Genomic DNA, 18,529 nt, shown 5'->3' with positions numbered 1-18,529 from the left:
CTTGCGCTCCATCCGGGCTACACGGCTGCCTCCAGCGTCATTGCGAGGAGCTCTTGCGACGAAGCAATCCAGAGTCCCTCCGCGGAAAGATTCTGGATTGCTTCGCTGCGCTCGCAATGACGAAATGTGAGCGTCGTCGTCCCCTCGCTAGCCGTCGAAATTCACCGCTGTCGTGTTGGCGCCGCAGACCAGCACCGCGATCCGTTCGCCGGGTGAGGGACGATAGCGGCCGGAGAGCAGCGCCGCGAACGCTGCCGCGCCGCCGGGCTCGGCCACGACGCGCAAGCTCGACCACAAGGCCGCCTGGGCCTGCCGGATCGCATCGTCGGCGACCAGCACGACCTTCTCGACATGGGCCCGCGCGATCGGAAACATCAATTCGCCGACCCGGCGCGGCGCGAGACTGTCGGCGGCGAGACCGCCGGCCGGCGCATCCACCGGCGCGCCTGCCGCGAAGGCCGCATGCAGCGTTGGCGATTGCTCCGGCTCGACCGCCACGATGCGGGTCCGGCCCTGGTACCACGCCGCAATGCCGCCGATCAGGCCGCCGCCGCCGACGGCAACCAGCACCGTATCCACGTCGGGCGCATCCTGCTCCAGTTCCATGCCGACGCTGCCTTGGCCGAGCAGGGTCTCGGGCTGGTCATAGGCATGGACCGCAAGCGCGCCGGTGCGTGCGACATGCGCCTCGCTCGCCGCGAGCGCATCGGCATAGCGGGCTCCCGCGATCACGAGCTGCGCGCCGTAGCTCTTGATGCGCTCGGCTTTGGCCGGTGACGTGATCTCGGGGACGAAAATGCTGGCGGGGATGCCGAGTCGTTGCGCGGCATAAGCCACCGCCGCGCCGTGATTGCCGCCGGATGCCGCGACAACCCCGGTCTTCGGCACCTGCCGCAGCAGCAGGTTGGCGAAGGCGCCCCGTGCCTTGAACGATCCGGAATGCTGCAGCATCTCCAGCTTGAAAATGACGGGCGCCGCCGGCAGCCCCAAGTCGGCAAGATCAGCCTGAATGAGCGGCGTGCGCCTGATGTGCGGGCGGATCACGGCCTCGGTCGCCGCGATCCGCTCCCGATTGATGTCTGATGTCGCTGTCATGATGCCGTCCTTGATAGCGCATTCGGGAGACGCTGTCCTGCTGCCGTTGCGTCCGGCGCAATGCTCCATTTCCAAGATCATGCTTGCATCGCGCCGATGAAGTCGTGGAAACTGATCGGCCCTGCCGTGTCCAACGCTTGAGAAGAGCGAGAACCATGTTCCTGATCGGCCAATACGATTCCCCCTTCGTCCGCCGTGTCGCGATCGCGCTTCGGCTTTACGGGCTCGCTTTCGAACACAGGCCATGGTCGACCTTCGGCGATGCCGATAAGATCGCGCCGTATAATCCGTTGCGCCGTGTGCCGACCCTGGTGCTCGACGACGGCGAGGCGCTGATCGAGAGCACGATCATCCTCGATTATCTCGACGAGCGCGTTGGCGCGGACAAAGCCATGCTGCCGCGGACTGGCGCCGAGCGCCGGCGCCATCTGCGCATCTGTGCGCTCGCCTCCGGCCTCGGCGACAAGGCGGTCAGCCTGCTCTACGAGCGCGTGCTGCGGAAGGAGCAGCTTGCGCTGTGGGTCGAGCGCTGCCAGGCGCAGATCGCGGACGTCTTGACCGTGCTCGAAACCGAGCGCGCCAAGGTGACGATGCCGTACTGGCTGGGAGACCGCATCGGCCACGCCGACGTCGCGGTCGCCTGCGTCGTCCGCTTCACCCGCGAGGCACATCCGCAGCTGTTCGAGGCTTCGCACTATCCGGCGCTGAGCGCGCATGCGGCGCGTTGCGAGGCCTTGGCTCCGTTCCAGGAGATCGTGCAGCCGCTGGCGCCGCCGAAGGGGTGAGGAGGGCGTCGTCATTCCGGGGCGCGCCACTTGGCGCGAACCCGGAATCCATTGTTCTACGACACATGTTGCACAACGGATTCCGGGTTCGTGCTCCGCACGCCCCGGAATGACACCAAGCCGCGCTAACCGAGCCCGGCCTTGATCAGGAACGTCAGGAAAATGCCGCCTATGATTGCGCAGGTCGCCGCTCCGATCAGCGGTGTCAGCGCGCCTTTCCGGCTGGCAGGCTCAAGCACTGCGTGTCCCGGCCGTTCCGGATCGTAAGAGACGGTGACGTTCTGACCGAGGCTCCACTGCGCCGCCGCCTTTTCCGCGACCTCGCGCAGGCCGTAGATCGCGGTGCCGTTCCAATTGACCTCGGTGCCGATGAAGTCGCGCTTGTCGATCTTGTAGGCGTAACGGAGGTCGACCTGATAACGGTAATGCAGCTTGCGGCTCGATGATTTGTTGTCGTCGTCGCTCTTGTCCTCGATGATCTCCTCGATCACCTCGCAATGGGTCACCCTTCCGGCCGCGGTCGGCCAGCGCAGGCTGGCGCTCGCAAGCCGGCGCGTCCTGACATACTCGCCGACGCAGAACACACCGCCCAGCAGCACGATGATCGGCAGCGCGAACGCGACTAGCGGGACGCCGTTGTTGGCGTAGAGCACGTGACCGGCCAGCGAATGCGCGGTCAGGGTGGCGGCGATGAAGCCGAACACGATCGTGAACGCCACCAGCGCCGCGACGTTCTGCGCCGTGGCCGGCTCCAGCAGCGCCTCGGCCGGTTGCTTCGGATCGACATAGACGTCGACATGGGCGCCGACCGGATAGCGTCCGGCGAGCTTTGCGGCGAGCACGCGCGTGGTCATGGCGATGCCGCCGACCACGACCTTGTCGCTTTCCTGCTCCTGGCCGCCGGCGCGATAGCGGTAGCGGATGATGGGCGTGGCATCGTCCAGATCGTCCGAGACGTGCGACGCCGGCTGTTTGACCTCGGAGGCCACGATGATGCCCTCGACCTTGTCCCAGCTCCGCGCCGCCTGCATCCGGCCCCGCGTCCGGACCAGACCGAGCAGCGTCAATCCGAACAGCAGCATCGAGATCGCGGCGGCAATCTCCGTCCACATCAATTGATGGGCATCCAGCATCTGATTTCCTTGGCTCTCTCGATGGCGACCGCAATTGGTCGCAGCGAGCGCGCGTTGCGTTCACGGCCCTATGGGACGCGGGGGCAACGCGCCGCGAGAATGCGCAGCCGTGGAAGTGAGTTGGGGAACGACGCCGCCGCCCACACTCCGTCATTGCGAGCGCAGCGAAGCAATCCAGTCTGCCCCCGCGGCAAGATTCTGGATTGCTTCGCTGCGCTCGCAATGACGGGATCGGGTGGAGCGCCTCTGCCGTTCAACTGGCCAAGTCTGCCAACGGCCCAAATCTGCCAACAGGCCAAGTCTGCCAACAGCCAAGTCTGCGACGATCAATCAATACAGGTGTTTTGCCCCGACGGAGCAAGCGGTTTTCGGCAAGGCCGAAAAATCGTCAGGCTTTTCAACCCCATCGCTACTGTGCATGGGGTTGTTCTTCATCTTTCACTTTTTGTCGTCCCGGCGAAGGCCGGGACCCATAACCCCAGGGAGGAGTTTGGCGGAGATTTGTCGTCCGGTACTGCGATCAAGCACTCAAGATAGATCTCGCGGTATGGGTCCCGGCTTTCGCCGGGACGACAGCGGGCCTACCCGGCCCCCACGCGCTTCTTCTGCCAGACCAGATGCACCGCGCAGGTGCAGCCCGGCGGATGCGAGGCGAGGTCCTTCGACGTTTCGTCGTTCGCGGGCATCGCCGCGAAAGCCTTGTCGTTCGGGGTTTCTCGCGCCGGGATGTAGTTCAGGATCGGGGCCAGCCAGCGCTCGGTCTCCGCCACGCTCATGCCCTTGCGTGCGGCGTAATCCTCGACCTGGTCGCGCTCGATCTTGCCGACGCCGAAATAATAGCTCGCGGGATTCGCAAGATAGAGCCCGGACACGCTGGAGCCCGGCCACATCGCAAAGCTCTCGGTCAGCTTCACGCCGGCGGTGGCTTCCGCGTCGAGCAGCTCGAACAGCGTCGCCTTCTCGGTGTGATCGGGCTGGGCGGGATAGCCGGGCGCCGGGCGGATGCCTTGGTACTTTTCGAGGATCAGCTCGTCGGTCGACAGCGCCTCGTCCGGCGCATAAGCCCAGAACTCGCGGCGCACGCGGGCATGCATGCGCTCGGCAAAAGCTTCCGCAAGGCGGTCGGCCAGCGCCTTGCACAGGATCGAGGAATAGTCGTCGTTGGCCATCTTGAAGCGGTCGGCGACCACATCCTCGCCGATGCCGGCAGTGACGACGAAGCCGCCGACATAATCGGGCACGCCGGTGCCTTCAGGCGCGACGAAGTCGGACAGCGCAGCGTTGAAGCGGCCCTCGCGCTTCTCGAGCTGCTGGCGCAGCGTGTGCAGTGTCGCGATCGTCTTGGCGCGGCTCTCATCGGCATAGAGCACGATGTCGTCGCCTTGCGCATTCGCCGGCCAGAAACCGACGGTGGCGCGTGCCCGGAACCATTTCTCCTTGACGATCAGGTCGAGCATCTTGCGCGCATCGTCGTACAGCGAACGCGCGACTTCGCCCACCTTGGCATCGTCGAGAATGGCGGGGAAGCGGCCGGCGAGCTCCCAGGTCTGGAAGAACGGCGTCCAGTCGATATAGGACACGAGCTCGGCGAGATCGTAGTCGTCAAAGCTCTTGATGCCGAGGAAGGTCGGCTTCACCGGCTTGTTCGCGGTGAAATCGACCGGCACGCGGTTGGCGCGGGCGGCACTCAGCTTCAGCCGCTTCTTGTCGGCCTGTGCGCGGAAATGCGCCTCGGAGATCTTTGCGTATTCGGCGCGAACGCCGGCCGCGTAAGCCTCGCGCTTCTCTGGGCTCAGCAGCGAGGACGCAACGCCGACCGCGCGGCTGGCATCGTTGACATGCACCACGGGCCCGGCGCGATAGCTCGGGTCGATCTTGACGGCGGTATGCACGCGACTCGTGGTGGCGCCGCCGATCAGCAGCGGCAGCTTGAGGCCTTCGCGTTGCAATTCGCTGGCGAAGAACGCCATCTCGTCGAGCGAAGGCGTGATCAGGCCGGACAGGCCGACGATGTCAGCCTTCTCCGCCTTCACGGTCTCGACGATCTTCGCCGCTGGCACCATCACGCCCAGATCGATCACCTCGAAATTGTTGCACTGGAGCACGATGCCGACGATGTTCTTGCCGATGTCGTGGACGTCCCCCTTCACCGTCGCCAGCACGATCTTGCCGGCGGAGCTGCTGCCCTCGGTGCCGATGCCATTGGCGAGGTTGCGCGCCTTCTCCTCCTCCATGAACGGCATCAGCCAGGCCACCGCCTGCTTCATCACGCGGGCGGATTTGACCACCTGCGGCAAGAACATCTTGCCGTCGCCGAAGAGATCGCCGACCACGTTCATGCCGGCCATCAGCGGCCCCTCGATCACGTCGAGCGGCCGCGACGATTCCTTGCGGGCTTCTTCCGTATCCTGCTCGATGAATTCGGTGATGCCGTGCACCAGCGCATGGGACAGCCGCTTGGCCACCGGCCATTCGCGCCAGGCGAGATCGGCTTCCTTGGTCTGGGTTTTGTTGCCGCGGAATTTTTCCGCGAGCGCCAGCAGGCGCTCGGAGGCGCCGGCATCGCGGTTGAGGACGACGTCCTCGCAAGTTTGGCGCAGTTCAGGGTCGATGTCGTCATAGACGATCATCTGGCCGGCATTGACGATGCCCATGTCCATGCCGGCCTTGATGGCGTGATACAGGAACACCGAGTGCATGGCTTCGCGCACCGGCTCGTTGCCGCGGAACGAGAACGACAGGTTGGAGACGCCACCGGAGATATGCGCGCCCGGCAAGTTTTTGCGGATCCAGCGCGTCGCCTCGATGAAGTCGACGCCGTAATTGTTGTGCTCCTCGATGCCGGTCGCGATCGCGAAGATGTTCGGATCGAAGATGATGTCTTCCGGCGGGAAGCCGACGCGGTCCACCAGGATGTCGTAGGCGCGCTTGCAGATCTCGGTCTTGCGCTTGAAGGTGTCCGCTTGGCCGACTTCGTCGAACGCCATCACCACCACAGCGGCGCCATGGCGCCGCGCGATCTTCGCCTCGTGAATGAACTTCTCCTCGCCTTCCTTCATCGAGATCGAGTTCACGACCGGCTTGCCCTGGACGCATTTCAGGCCGGCCTCGATCACCGAGAATTTCGAGGAATCGACCATGACGGGAACGCGGGCGATGTCGGGCTCGGCGGCGACGAGGTTGAGGAACGTCCGCATCGCGGCGTCCGAGTCCAGAAGACCCTCGTCCATGTTGACGTCGATGATCTGCGCGCCGTTCTCGACCTGGTCGCGCGCCACCTGAAGCGCGGCGGTGTAGTCGCCGGCGGTGATCAGCTTGCGGAAGCGGGCCGAGCCGGTGACGTTGGTGCGCTCGCCGACGTTCACGAAGGGGATGGCGTCGGTCAGAGTGAAGGGCTCGAGGCCGGAGAGTCTCAAGCGTGGCTCGATCTCCGGCACGATGCGCGGCTTGTGCGGGGCCACGGCCGCCGCAATCGCCGCGATATGCTCCGGCGTGGTGCCGCAGCAGCCGCCGACGATGTTGACCAGACCATCACGTGCGAACTCGCCGACCAGGCGCGCCATGTACTCCGGGGTTTCATCATACTGGCCGAATTCGTTGGGCAGGCCGGCATTGGGATAGGCACAGACCAGGGTGTCGGCGACCCGGCCGATGTCGGCGATGTGCGCGCGCAGGTCTTCCGCGCCGAGCGCGCAGTTGAAGCCGATGGTGACGGGCTTGGCATGCCGCACCGAATGCCAGAACGCTTCCGGCAACTGGCCGGACAGCAGGCGGCCGGACTTGTCGGTGATGGTGCCGGACACCATCACCGGCATGTCGATGCCGCGCTGTTCGGTGATCTCGGCGATCGCATAAAGCGCCGCCTTGGCGTTCAGCGTGTCGAAGATGGTTTCGACCAGCAGCAGGTCGACGCCGCCGTCGATCAGGCCGTTGATCTGCTCGCCATAGGACTTGCGGAGATCGTCGAAGCTGACGGCGCGGTAGCCGGGGTTGGCAACATCGGGCGAGATCGAGGCGGTGCGGTTGGTCGGCCCGAGCGCGCCGGCGACAAAGCGCGGCTTGCCGTCCTCGCGCTGCACGCGCTCGGCCGCATTGCGCGCGAGGCGGGCGCCGTCGCGCGCCATGTCGTAGACGATGTCGGCGAGATCGTAATCGGCCTGCGCGATCGATGTGGTGGAGAAGGTGTTGGTCGCGACGATGTCGGCACCGGCGCGCAGATACGCCGCATGGATATCCTCGATCGCCTGCGGCTGGGTCAGGATCAGGAGATCGTTGTTGCCGCGCAGGTCGCGATGGAAATCCTTGAAGCGCTCGCCGCGGAAGGCGGCTTCGTCGAACTGCAGGTTCTGGATCATCGTGCCCATGGCGCCGTCGAGCACGAGGATGCGCTCGCGCGCCGCGTCGAGCAGGGCAGTTCGCTTGGACGAAACGGGAATGGTCATCTTGGGTCAGGCCGCCTTCTGCGCGCTCTTGGCGCGAATGCCGAGCAAATGGCTGATCGCGAACACGAGATCGGCGCGGTTCATGGTGTAGAAATGGAAGGTGTCGACGCCGCGCTTGGCGAGCTTCTGCACCTGGCCGGCGGCAACGGTTGCCGCCACCAGCTTGCGGGTCTCGGCATCGTCGTCGAGGCCTTCGAACTTCTCCGCGAGCCAGTCCGGCACGGATGTGCCGGCGCGGGTGACGAAGGCTCTCGCCTGCTTGAAATTGTGCATCGGCATGATGCCCGGGACGATCGGGATGTTGATGCCGCGGGCGCGGACCCGGTCGAGATAGCGGAAGTAGAGGTCGTTATCGAAAAACACCTGCGTGATCGCGCGGGTTGCGCCCGCGTCGACTTTGGCCTTCAGCGTGTCGATATCGGCGTCGAAGTCGCGAGCCTCGGGGTGCTTCTCGGGGTAGGCCGAGACCGACACCTCGATGTCGCCGTGGCGCTTCTTGATCCCGGCGACCAGCGCGGCGGAGCTCTGGTAGCCGTCGGGATGGCTGGCATAGGCCGTGCCGATGCCGCCGGGCGGATCGCCGCGCAAGCCGACGATGTGGCGGACGCCGACCTCGTGATAGCGGTCGACGATCTCGTCGATCTCGCCGCAGGAGGCACCGACGCAGGTCAGATGCGCGGCGGGCAGCAGCGCGGTCTCTTTCAGGATGCGCGAGATGGTGGCGTGGGTCCGCTCACGCGTCGAGCCGCCGGCGCCATAGGTCACCGAGACGAATTTCGGGTCGAGCGGGGCGAGGCGGTTGATGGTGTCCCAGAGATTCCGCTCCATCTCCTCGGTCTTGGGCGGAAAGAACTCGAAAGAGATCGCCGGCCGCTTCGAGGAAAGGTGCCCGTCTTGCCCGTCGGCTTGGGCAGGCGTCGTAAACTCGGTCATGGCACCACTCACTCCAGCTTGCAGGCGGTTAGGTAGCTTGTGAGGGCGAAGATAGGGCAAGGGAGGTTTTTTTCGACAGCCCATCGGTGATGGGAAGTGGCCCACTTGCCTGATGCGGAGGCCAAATATTGCGCCGAACCCGGCTTGAGTGGGCAAGTGCTTGATATATAGAAAGTATATCTATATCAACGTTTTATATGAAATTAGGCGGCTGCCGAGATTAATTATACTAGGTGGGAAGTATGAATCCGTTGTGATTTGGCTGATATCCATCCCAACACCCCGCCTCGCCCGGACTGGCTGGAGTGCCGCACACACGCCAGACCTGCGCAGTCAGCCCATTGTCGCCGCGCGGCCCTCCATTACGTTAGCGCGTCATGATCCCGCTCTCAGTCCTCGACCTCTCCGTCGTCAGCACAGGCACCAAGCCCGCCGCGGCGCTGCGCAACAGCATTGACCTGGCGCGGCATGTCGATGGGCTCGGTTACGTCCGCTACTGGCTCGCCGAGCACCACAACCTGGCCTCGGTGGCGAGCCCCGCACCCGATGTGATGATCGGCCAGATCGCGGCGGTGACGAAGCACCTCCGCGTCGGCTCCGGCGGTGTGATGCTGCCCAACCACGCCCCGCTGGTCGTGGCCGAGCGCTTCAAGATGCTGGAGGCGCTGTTTCCCGGCCGCATCGATCTCGGCCTCGGCCGCGCGCCCGGGACCGACGGCGCCACCGCGTATGCGCTCCGTAGCCGGCTCGACCGCCGCGAGGGCGACGATTTCCTGGAGCGGTTGCACGAATTGATCCTGTGGCAGACCCGCGAATTCCCCGCAGGCCACCCCTACAACAACGTCATCGCGATGCCCGACGACACGCCGTTGCCGCCGATCTGGCTGCTCGGCTCCAGCGATTATTCGTCGGAACTGGCGGCACAAGTCGGGATGGGCTTCGCCTTCGCCCATCATTTTGCATCCCACGACGCGACCGACGCCATGGTGCACTACCGCAACCGCTTTCAGCCCTCGGCATGGCGCGCGAGCCCGCACGCGATCCTCGCCGTCGCGGCGATCACGGCGGATACCGATGAGGAAGCCGAGAAGCTCGCGAGCTCCTCCGACCTCAACCGCCTGCGCCGAGATCGCGGCCAATATCTGCCGCTGCCGAGCGTCGAGGAGGCGCTGGCCTATCCTTATACGGATTCCGAGCGCAGCTCGATTGCCCGCAATCGCTCGCGCCTGTTCGTCGGCAGCCCCGCGACGGTGCAGAAGACGCTTCAGCCGCTGATCGACGCGAGCAAGCCGGACGAATTGATGGTGATCACAGCGGTGTACGACCACGATGCGCGGAAAAAGTCGTATTCGCTGCTGGCGCAGGCGTTCGGGCTGGCGAGGCAGGCCGCTTAGCTTAACGTTCCGCTCCAGGGGAAGTCGCGGTCAATCCTGCTGCGTCTCGCTGAAGGTCGCGCGGAACGGATGTCCCGGATAGACGCCGACGATGCGGAATTCGCGCGAAAAGAATTTCAACTCCTCGATCGCGAACGCCAGGCTCTTGTCCTCGGGATGGCCGTCGACATCGGCATAAAACTGCGTGGCGAAGAAATTGCCGTCGACCATGTAGCTCTCGAGCTTGGTCATGTTGACGCCGTTGGTGGCAAAACCACCGAGCGCCTTGTAGAGCGCGGCCGGCAGGTTGCGCACCCGGAATACAAAAGTGGTGACCAGCGGGCCGGAGCCCTGCGCCGCCCATTTCGGCTCGCGCGCCAGCACCACGAAGCGCGTGGTGTTGTGGGCCTCGTCCTCGATGTCCTCGGCCAGAATGTCGAGGCCGTAGATCTGGGCGGCCAGCCGCGAGGCGATCGCGGCGACCGACTTGTCGTTGCGCTCGGAGATGTCGCGGGCGCTGCCGGCGGTGTCGGCGTGCACGATCGGCTTGATGCCGAGCTTGCGGATCACGCGCCGGCACTGGCCGAGCGCATGCACATGACTTCTCGACGCTCTTGATGTCGGCAAGCTTCGTGCCTCTCACCGCCATCAGCTGATGCCGGACCGGCAAGAACCATTCGCCGATGATGAAGAGGCCGGAAGCAGGGAGCAGGTGATGAATGTCGGCGACGCGGCCCGCAACCGAATTCTCGATCGGGATCATGCCGAGATCGGCCTCGCCTGACGAGATCGCCGACAGCGCGTCCTCGAAGGTGGCGCAGGGCAACGGCTCGGCGTCGGGATAGGCCTCGACGATGGCGATGTGGGAATTGGCCCCGGGTTCGCCCTGGAATGCGATTTTCATCTTGCTCATGCTCGGCCTTGTAGCAGCGGCTCAGGATTTGAAAGGATGCCGCGGGCGGTCTCGAGATCCGCCGGCGTGTCGACCCCGCGGGGCACGGTATCGACGATGGTGAAGTCGATCCGCATTCCGGCCTCCAGCGCCCGGAGCTGCTCGAGCTTCTCCTGCAGCTCCAGCGGTGACGGCGGCAGCGAAACGTAGCGCTCCAGCGCGGCGCGGCGGTAGGCGTACAGACCGATATGGTGGTAGCGCGGTCCGTCGCCGGTCGGGGCGGTCGCGCGGGTGAAATAAAGTGCACGCATGCGCCTGCCTCCGAGCGAGGTTCCAATCGCTTTCACGACGCTCGGCGCGAGGTCCTCCTCCTGGGTGTGGATCTGCGAGGCCAGCGTGGCGATGTCCACGGCGGGGTCTTGGAGCGGCGGCAGCACGTCGCGGATGTTGTCGATGGTGATCGTCGGGAAATCGCCCTGGAGATTGACCACGATCTCCGCCTTGCCGTCGGAATCGAGCTTCTGCATGGCCTCATGGATGCGGTCCGAGCCTGAGGGGTGCTCGGGGCGGGTCATCACGGCTTCGCCGCCGTGGGCGCTCACCACCGCGGCGATTTCCGCCGTATCGGTTGCGACTGCGACCCGGCCGATACCGGCCGCTTCGGCGCGGCGCAGCACGTGCACGATCATCGGCAGGCCCGCGATATCGGCGAGCGGCTTGCCGGGCAGGCGGGTGGCGGCCATGCGAGCCGGGATCAGCACCAGGATGCGGGGATCGGTCATGAGCTCAAGGGTCTGGTTTCAATGGACTGGAAGCGTGGCGATTTCCGCGCCGAGAAATGGGGTGGGGACGGGCTCAAAGCCGGGTCGCTTATACGGGTTGCCAGACCCCGGGCAAACCGATATCTCAATGGCAAAACTCGGGGAAACAATAAGGAACGTTTGATTCTCCCGAGGCTCGTCCTGGCGGCCGCATGGCTGCTATTTCCTTCTTGCGGTGTGGGGCCTAGCCGGAAATGGACTCTTTCGAACTGAACAAGATCCTCGGTGCCGTGCTCGGCACCTGTCTGGTTTTGCTGGTGACGAGCTTCACCGCGCAGGCGCTGTTCTCGCCAAAAATGCCGGAAAAGCCGGGCTTCGAGATTGCCGTGAAGGAAGAGGCGGGCGAAAAGGGCGGCGCTCCGGCCGCGGCAGCTCCCTCCGAGCCGATTGAAAAGCTGCTCCAGACCGCCTCCGTCGAGAAGGGCGCGGCTGCCGCCAAGAAGTGCCAGGCCTGCCACACCTTCGAAAAGGGCGGCCCGAACCGCGTCGGTCCGAACCTCTACGGCATCGTCGACGACCACCGCGGCGAAGACCGCAACGGCTTCAACTTCTCGGCCGCGATGAAGGCCAAGGGCGGCACCTGGACCATCGACGACCTCAATAAGTTCATTGCCAATCCGAAGGGCTTTATTCCCGGCACCGCGATGGGCTTCGCCGGCATCCCGAAGGACTCGGAGCGGGCCGACGTCATCGCCTACCTGAACAGCCTCTCCGACAACCCGAAGCCGCTGCCGACCGCGGCGAAGTAAGGCTCCTCGGCCATCGATCTTGGAAGTGCGGCCAGGCTGAAAAGTCTGGCCGTTTCCTTATCCGGACCTCGCGGCGTTGTTATCGGGCGTTTTGCCGCAGCGACCCGCCCCGCCGGCCCTCCAAGAATGAGGAAAAAGCAACGTACTCGGTCGAAACCTCGCCTATATTGGGCACTTAAAGGGGTAACCTCCTTCCAGACAGGGATGTTGATTTGGCCATTACCCGACGCGATCTACTGCTCACCGGCACTGCCGCCGCGGCGCTTCCCGCCCTCGGTTCCGCCGCCGGCGTTCCCGTCATCGGCGCGGCCGAGGCGCAATCGGCGGGTGAGCTACCCTGGCGGCATGCTTTGTCGCTGTTTGGTGACATCAAGTACCCCGCCGATTTCAAGCGCTTCGACTACGTCAATCCCGACGCGCCAAAGGGCGGGGCGGTTCGGCAAATCCAGATCGGAACCTTCGATAATTTCAACTACGTTGTTTCGGGCGTGAAGGGCAACCTCGCAGCGCCGGTCCCGCTCATTTATGAAACGCTTGCGACCCCCTCCTTGGATGAGGTTTCGACTGGATACGGATTGCTGGCCGAAGCTGTCATCCGTCCCGACGATTCCTCGTTCGTGATCTATCGATTGCGGGCGCAGGCCAAATGGCACGACGGAAAACCCGTTACGCCCGAGGACGTGATTTACTCACTGGAGGTGCTGAAGAAGAATCATCCATTCTATTCAGCCTACTATCGGCACGTCGTGAGCACCGAGAAGATCGGCGATCGTGACATCAAATTTACATTCGATGCGCCAGGAAATCGCGAGCTCCCGCAGATCGTCGGTGAACTCGTTGTTTTGCCCAAGCATTGGTGGGAGGGGAGCGATGCGCAGGGCAAGAGGCGCGATGTTACTGCGACGACGCTGGAGGTTCCGCTGGGGTCAGGCGCATATCGAATCAAGGAGTTTGTCGCCGGTCGCAACATCGTCCTGGAGCGGATGAAGGACTATTGGGGGCGTGATCTCAACGTCAACGTAGGGCGCAATAACTTCGACGAACTGCGCTTCGAGTATTTTAGGGACGCCACCGTCGCGATCGAAGCGTTCAAGGCCGATCAGGTGGACTGGCGCACCGAAAACAGTGCGAAGAATTGGGCGACCGCTTATGAGTTTCCGGCCGTTGTCGAAAAGCGCGTGCTGTTGGAAGAATTTCCCAATCGCAGTTCCGGAATCATGCAGGCCTTTGCACCGAACCTGCGCCGCGCCAAGTTCGGCGATCCACGGGTGCGCCGGGCCTTGAACTATGCGTTCGATTTCGAAGAGATGAACAAGCAGATATTCTTCGGACAGTATAAGCGCATCAGTAGCTATTTCGATGGTATCGAGGAGCTGATGGCAACCGGCTTACCCGAAGGAAAAGAGCTCGAAATTCTTGAGCCTCTGCGCGCAGAAGTTCCGCCTGAAGTGTTCACGACCGCGTACACCAATCCGGTCGGGGGTAGCCCCGAAGCTGTGCGTGACAATTTACGCGAGGCACTGCGCTTGTTGAAAGCCGCGGGCTACGAGGTACGTGATCGAAAGCTGATCGATAGCAAGACGGGTACCCAATTCTCTCTCGAATTGCTGGCTCAGGACCCCGCCTTTGAAAGGGTCATGCTATTCTATAAGCCTTCCCTGGAGAGGCTGGGTATTGCGGTCAGTGTGCGCACAATCGATCCGACCCAGTACGAGAATCGGCTTCGCGAATGGGATTTCGATATTGTCGTTGGTTCGTGGGGGAATCGCTGTCGCCCGGAAACGAGCAACGTGAGTCCTGGGGATCAAAAGCTGCAGATATGGCCGGCTCGCGCAACATCGTTGGCATAAAGAATCCCGCAATCGACAAGCTCATTGATCGCGTGATTTTCGCGAAGGACCGCGTCGAGCTTGTGGCCGCCACAAAGGCGCTTGATCGGGTGCTGCTGTGGAATCATTACGTCGTGCCGCAGTGGAACTATCCGAAGCAGCGAACAGCGCGCTGGGATCGCTTTGGCCGACCGACGGAGTTGCCAAAGTACGGGCAATCGGGATTCCCAACCATCTGGTGGTATGACGCAGATAAGGCGGCGCGGATCGCAAAAAAATCGTGAAGGACATTGCTCGCATGGCGCAGCTTTCACGCCGGCACGTCCTGGCACTAGGTGTCGGCGGCGCGCTCAGCACGGCTTGGCTGCGCAACGCGGCGGCGTCCGAGAGCCCCGCCGAAGTTCACGGCATCTCGGCGTTTGGCGACCTCAAATATCCCGCAGACTTTCACCATTTCGACTACGTCAATCTGGACGCTCCGAAGGGCGGGATGTTCTCGCTGATTCCGTCAACGAAGGCCTACAACCAGTCCTTCCAGACCTTCAACTCGCTCAATGCCTTCATTCTGAAGGGCGAGGGCGCCCAGGGTATGGATCTGACCTTCGTCACGCTGATGGCGCATGCGGGTGACGAGCCCGATGCGATGTATGGCTTCGCCGCGAAGTCGGTGCAGCTCTCGCCTGACAAGCTGGCTTATCGATTCACCATCCGGCCCGAGGCACGGTTTCACGATGGCTCCAAGCTGACCGCTCATGACGTCGCGTTCTCGATCAACGTGCTGAAGGACAGGGGCCATCCGCTGATCCAGATTCAGATGCGCGACGTCAAGGGCGCGCAAGCGCTGGACGACGCCAACGTGGTCGTGACCTTCGCCGAGAAGCGGGCACGTGACGTGCCGCTCTATGTGGCGGGTCTGCCGATCTTCTCGAAAGCCCATTACGCCAACCGGCCGTTCGACGAAACCACGACCGAGACGCCGCTGGGCTCTGGTCCCTACAAGGTCGGCAAGTTCGAGATCAATCGCTACATCGAGTTCGAGCGCGTCAAGGACTGGTGGGGTGCAGACCTGCCGGTCTGCCGGGGCAGCAACAATTTCGACGCGATCCGCTACGAGTTCTATCGTGACCGCGACGTCGCTTTCGAAGGCTTTACCGGGAAGAACTATTTGTATCGCGAGGAGTTCACCGCGCGCATCTGGGCCACGCGCTACGATTTTCCGGCGATCAAGGACGGCCGCGTCAAGCGCGAGCAGGTGCCGGACCAGACGCCGTCGGGCGGCCAGGGCTGGTTCATCAACACGCGGCGCGACAAGTTCAAGAACCCGAAGGTACGCGAAGCCCTGAACTGCGCGTTCGACTTCGAATGGACCAACAAGTCCATCATGTACGGCGCCTATGCGCGCACACGATCGCCGTTCCAGAATTCGGACCTCGTTGCGGAAGGCCCGCCCTCGCCCGCGGAGTTGAAGCTGCTCGAGCCCTTCCACGGCCAGGTGCCCGACGACGTGTTCGGTGAGCCGTTCGTGCCGCCGGTGTCGGACGGCTCCGGTCAGGATCGTGCGCTGTTGCGCAGAGCGCAGCAATTGCTTCAGGAGGCGCAGTTTCCGGTTAAGGATGGCAAACGGTTGTTGCCGAACGGCGAAGTGTTCGCGGTCGAGTTCCTGACTGACGAGGCCTCGTTCCAGCCGCACCACGCCTCCTTCCTCAAGAATCTCGGCGTGCTCGGCATCGAGGCCAATCTGCGTCTGATCGACGCCGTGCAATATCGTGCGCGGCTCGAGTCATTCGATTTCGACTTTGCAATCCAGCGCCTCACGATGACCGCGACGCCCGGCGACAGCTTGCGGACCTACTTCACCTCGCAAGCTGCTGCCACCAAGGGGTCTTACAATTATGCCGGCGTCGTCAGCCCCGCGCTCGACGCGCTGGTGGAAAAAGGCGATGGCAGCGGAAACACGCAACGAGCTGACAATCGCGTGCCGCGCGATCGACCGCGTCTTCCGCGCGGGCCGTTACTGGGTGCCGCAATGGTATAATACCAGCCACCGGCTGGCTTATTGGGACGAATTCGGTCATCCCGCGAATCTGCCGCGTTATCCGATCTCCGACTATGCCAGCGGCGTCGGCGAACGGACCTTGTGGTGGTCCGACCGCGACAAGGCGGCGAAGCTCGAGCAGGCGAAATAATCATGAGCGCCTATATCGCCCGCCGCATCCTGCTGATGATCCCGACCTTGCTCGGGATTCTCTTCGTCTCCTTCGTCGTCGTGCAGTTCGCGCCAGGCGGCCCGGTCGAGCGCGTCATCGCGCAGCTCTCGGGCGCCGATACCGGCGGCACCTCGCGCATTTCTGGCGGCAGCGACTTCGCGCAACGCGCGCCGGGGCAGTTAGGCGCCGGCGGCGATGCCATCAATTCGAAGTATCGCGGTGCGCAGGGGCTCGACCCCGATTTCATCAAGAAGCTGGAGGTGCAGTTCGGTTTCGACAAGCCGGCACCGGAGCGATTCGCGCTGATGGTGTGGAATTTTGCCCGCTTCGACTTCGGCAAGAGTTATTTCCGCGACGTCAGCGTGCTCCAGCTCGTCAAGGAAAAGTTGCCGGTCTCGATCTCGCTCGGCATCTGGCTGACGCTGCTGACCTACCTGATCTCGATTCCACTCGGCATCCGCAAGGCGGTCAGGGACGGCACGCGGTTCGACACCTGGACGTCGAGCGTGCTCGTGCTCGGTTATGCCATTCCCGGCTTCCTGTTCGCGATCCTCCTGATCATCCTGTTTGCCGGAGGCTCGTTCTTCAACTGGTTTCCGCTGCGCGGTCTGACGTCGGACGGCTGGTCGCAATTTCCCTGGTACTGGAAGATCATCGACTATTTCTGGCATTTGACGCTGCCGCTGATCGCCATGGGACTCGGTGCGTTCACCACCATGACGTTCCTGACCAAGAACTCGTTCCTGGACGAAATCCGCAAGCAGTACGTGATGACGGCGCGCGCGAAGGGCTGCAGCGAGAACCGGGTGCTCTATGGCCACGTCTTTCGCAACGCGATGCTGATCGTCATCGCGGGCTTTCCCAGCACCTTCATTCACGCCTTCTTCTCGGGCTCGCTTCTGATCGAGACGATCTTCTCGCTGGATGGCCTGGGGCTCCTCAGCTTCGAGAGCGTGCTCAACCGCGACTACCCCGTGGTGTTCGGCACGCTCTTCATCTTTTCGCTCGTCGGCCTCGTGGTCAACCTCATCTCCGACCTGACCTATATGTGGATCGATCCGCGGATCGATTTCGAGGCGCGGGAGGTCTGATGACGCTGACCGCCCCCACGCCGATCGAAACCACCGCGAAGTCGCCGCTCGGAGATGCGGTCCCGCTCACGCGCAAGCCGTTCGTGCCATCGCCGCTGAACAGGCGGCGCTGGCAGAACTTCAAGGCGAACCGGCGCGGCTATTGGTCGTTGTGGATCTTCCTGGTCCTGTTCGTGGTGTCGCTGTTCGCCGAGCTGATCGCCAATGACCGGCCGTTCCTGATCAAATATGACGGCCATCTCTACTGGCCCGCTTTTGTCACCTATTCGGAGACGACCTTCGGCGGCGATTTCGAAACCGCAGCCGATTACCGCGATCCTTACTTGCAGAAGCTGATCAAGGACAAGGGCGGCAGCATCGTCTGGCCCTTGATCCGCTATTCGTACGACACCCACAACCTCGACCTGCCGACGCCGGCACCGTCGCCGCCGACATGGATGCTGACAGAGGAGCAGTGCAAGCCGGTCGTCGAGAAGAAAGGCCTCAAGAGCTGCCGCGACCTCGAATATAACTGGCTCGGGACCGACGATCAGGGCCGCGATGTGGTAGCGCGCCTGATCTACGGTTTCCGCATCTCGGTGCTGTTCGGACTTTGCCTGACCATTATCTCCTCCGTCGTCGGGATCGCGGCCGGCGCGGTGCAGGGCTATTTCGGCGGCTGGATCGACCTGTTGTTCCAGCGTTTCATCGAGATATGGACCGCGATCCCGTCGCTCTATCTGCTGCTGATCCTGTCCTCGGTGCTCGTTCCCGGCTTCTTCGTGCTGCTCGGCATTCTGTTGTTGTTTTCCTGGGTGTCGCTGGTCGGACTCGTGCGCGCGGAATTTTTGCGCGGGCGCAATTTCGAGTACATCCAGGCGGCGCGGGCGCTCGGGGTGTCGAACGCCGTCATCATGTTCAAGCATCTGCTGCCGAATGCGATGGTCGCGACGATGACGTTCCTGCCCTTCATCGTCTCCTCGTCGGTCATGACGCTCACGGCCCTCGATTTCCTGGGCTTCGGATTGCCGCCCGGCTCGCCGTCGCTCGGCGAGCTGCTGTCGCAGGGCAAGTCCAACGTGCAGGCGCCTTGGCTCGGTTTCTCCGGCTTCTTCTCGGTGGCGATCATGCTGTCGCTTTTGATCTTCATCGGCGAAGCCGTGCGCGACGCCTTCGATCCGCGCAAGACCTTCAGGTAAG

Annotated in this window: 10 protein-coding genes and 3 pseudogenes; 7 read left to right on the top strand and 6 right to left on the bottom strand. The window is 63.4% G+C overall.

Annotated elements, in window-relative coordinates:
* Window positions 1-147: 147 nt before the first annotated feature.
* Window positions 148-1,095 carry a threonine/serine dehydratase gene (locus AB8Z38_RS19135; RefSeq protein ID WP_369719435.1) on the bottom strand — a complete coding sequence of 316 codons (948 nt, stop codon included), beginning with the start codon at window positions 1,093-1,095 and terminating at the stop codon, window positions 148-150.
* 155 nt (window positions 1,096-1,250) lie between these two features.
* Between AB8Z38_RS19135 and AB8Z38_RS19130 the strand changes: the two genes are divergently transcribed.
* Window positions 1,251-1,880, top strand: a complete 630-nt coding sequence (locus AB8Z38_RS19130; protein ID WP_369719434.1) for a glutathione S-transferase family protein — start codon at window positions 1,251-1,253, stop codon at window positions 1,878-1,880.
* A gap of 125 nt (window positions 1,881-2,005) precedes the next feature.
* Here the strand turns inward: AB8Z38_RS19130 and AB8Z38_RS19125 are convergent, their stop codons facing one another.
* The 3 genes from AB8Z38_RS19125 to metF form a co-directional block, all read right to left on the bottom strand.
* Entirely contained in the window at window positions 2,006-3,013 is a 1,008-nt protein-coding gene (locus tag AB8Z38_RS19125) for a DUF3592 domain-containing protein (protein ID WP_369719433.1), read from the bottom strand.
* A gap of 581 nt (window positions 3,014-3,594) precedes the next feature.
* Window positions 3,595-7,455 (bottom strand): methionine synthase, encoded by a 3,861-nt coding sequence (gene metH / locus AB8Z38_RS19120; protein ID WP_369719432.1) that lies wholly within the window; start codon window positions 7,453-7,455, stop codon window positions 3,595-3,597.
* 6 nt (window positions 7,456-7,461) lie between these two features.
* On the bottom strand, window positions 7,462-8,388 hold the full coding sequence (gene metF, locus AB8Z38_RS19115; RefSeq protein ID WP_369719431.1) for a methylenetetrahydrofolate reductase [NAD(P)H]: 927 nt from the start codon (window positions 8,386-8,388) through the stop codon (window positions 7,462-7,464).
* A gap of 377 nt (window positions 8,389-8,765) precedes the next feature.
* On the opposite strand from metF, the gene AB8Z38_RS19110 reads away from it, so the two are divergent.
* Window positions 8,766-9,782, top strand: a complete 1,017-nt coding sequence (locus AB8Z38_RS19110; RefSeq protein ID WP_369719429.1) for an LLM class flavin-dependent oxidoreductase — start codon at window positions 8,766-8,768, stop codon at window positions 9,780-9,782.
* A 30-nt stretch (window positions 9,783-9,812) separates the two neighbouring features.
* On the opposite strand, the pseudogene AB8Z38_RS19105 reads toward AB8Z38_RS19110, so the two are convergent.
* A pseudogene (locus AB8Z38_RS19105) lies at window positions 9,813-10,674 on the bottom strand (prephenate dehydratase).
* Window positions 10,671-11,435, bottom strand: coding sequence for a 3-deoxy-manno-octulosonate cytidylyltransferase (locus AB8Z38_RS19100; protein WP_369719427.1), 765 nt, complete (start codon window positions 11,433-11,435; stop codon window positions 10,671-10,673). Before AB8Z38_RS19100 ends, AB8Z38_RS19105 begins: the two are co-directional and overlap by 4 nt.
* A gap of 233 nt (window positions 11,436-11,668) precedes the next feature.
* On the opposite strand from AB8Z38_RS19100, the gene AB8Z38_RS19095 reads away from it, so the two are divergent.
* From AB8Z38_RS19095 to AB8Z38_RS19075, 5 genes and pseudogenes are all read left to right on the top strand, one after another.
* The gene (locus AB8Z38_RS19095; RefSeq protein WP_369719426.1) at window positions 11,669-12,223 is read left to right on the top strand and encodes a cytochrome c family protein; all 555 of its coding nucleotides are present in this window, start codon (window positions 11,669-11,671) and stop codon (window positions 12,221-12,223) included.
* Window positions 12,224-12,435: 212 nt separating this feature from the next.
* Window positions 12,436-14,336, top strand: a pseudogene (locus AB8Z38_RS19090) (extracellular solute-binding protein).
* Between the two features lie 14 nt (window positions 14,337-14,350).
* Window positions 14,351-16,238, top strand: a pseudogene (locus AB8Z38_RS19085) (extracellular solute-binding protein).
* A gap of 2 nt (window positions 16,239-16,240) precedes the next feature.
* On the top strand, window positions 16,241-17,350 hold the full coding sequence (locus AB8Z38_RS19080; RefSeq protein WP_369719424.1) for a microcin C ABC transporter permease YejB: 1,110 nt from the start codon (window positions 16,241-16,243) through the stop codon (window positions 17,348-17,350).
* Window positions 17,350-18,528, top strand: coding sequence for an ABC transporter permease (locus AB8Z38_RS19075; protein WP_369719423.1), 1,179 nt, complete (start codon window positions 17,350-17,352; stop codon window positions 18,526-18,528). The genes AB8Z38_RS19080 and AB8Z38_RS19075 overlap by 1 nt, the downstream gene beginning before the upstream one ends.
* Window position 18,529 lies beyond the last annotated feature (1 nt).

Source organism: Bradyrhizobium sp. LLZ17 (assembly GCF_041200145.1).
Lineage (GTDB): Bacteria > Pseudomonadota > Alphaproteobacteria > Rhizobiales > Xanthobacteraceae > Bradyrhizobium.
This window is presented reverse-complemented; position numbering and strand designations above follow the sequence as displayed.

Coding starts and splice junctions, on each gene's coding strand:
- AB8Z38_RS19135 (WP_369719435.1), bottom strand. CDS start 1,095: ATGACAGCGACATCAGACATCAATCGGGAGCGGATCGCGGCGACCGAG.
- AB8Z38_RS19130 (WP_369719434.1), top strand. CDS start 1,251: ATGTTCCTGATCGGCCAATACGATTCCCCCTTCGTCCGCCGTGTCGCG.
- AB8Z38_RS19125 (WP_369719433.1), bottom strand. CDS start 3,013: ATGCTGGATGCCCATCAATTGATGTGGACGGAGATTGCCGCCGCGATC.
- metH (WP_369719432.1), bottom strand. CDS start 7,455: ATGACCATTCCCGTTTCGTCCAAGCGAACTGCCCTGCTCGACGCGGCG.
- metF (WP_369719431.1), bottom strand. CDS start 8,388: ATGACCGAGTTTACGACGCCTGCCCAAGCCGACGGGCAAGACGGGCAC.
- AB8Z38_RS19110 (WP_369719429.1), top strand. CDS start 8,766: ATGATCCCGCTCTCAGTCCTCGACCTCTCCGTCGTCAGCACAGGCACC.
- AB8Z38_RS19100 (WP_369719427.1), bottom strand. CDS start 11,435: ATGACCGATCCCCGCATCCTGGTGCTGATCCCGGCTCGCATGGCCGCC.
- AB8Z38_RS19095 (WP_369719426.1), top strand. CDS start 11,669: ATGGACTCTTTCGAACTGAACAAGATCCTCGGTGCCGTGCTCGGCACC.
- AB8Z38_RS19080 (WP_369719424.1), top strand. CDS start 16,241: ATGAGCGCCTATATCGCCCGCCGCATCCTGCTGATGATCCCGACCTTG.
- AB8Z38_RS19075 (WP_369719423.1), top strand. CDS start 17,350: ATGACGCTGACCGCCCCCACGCCGATCGAAACCACCGCGAAGTCGCCG.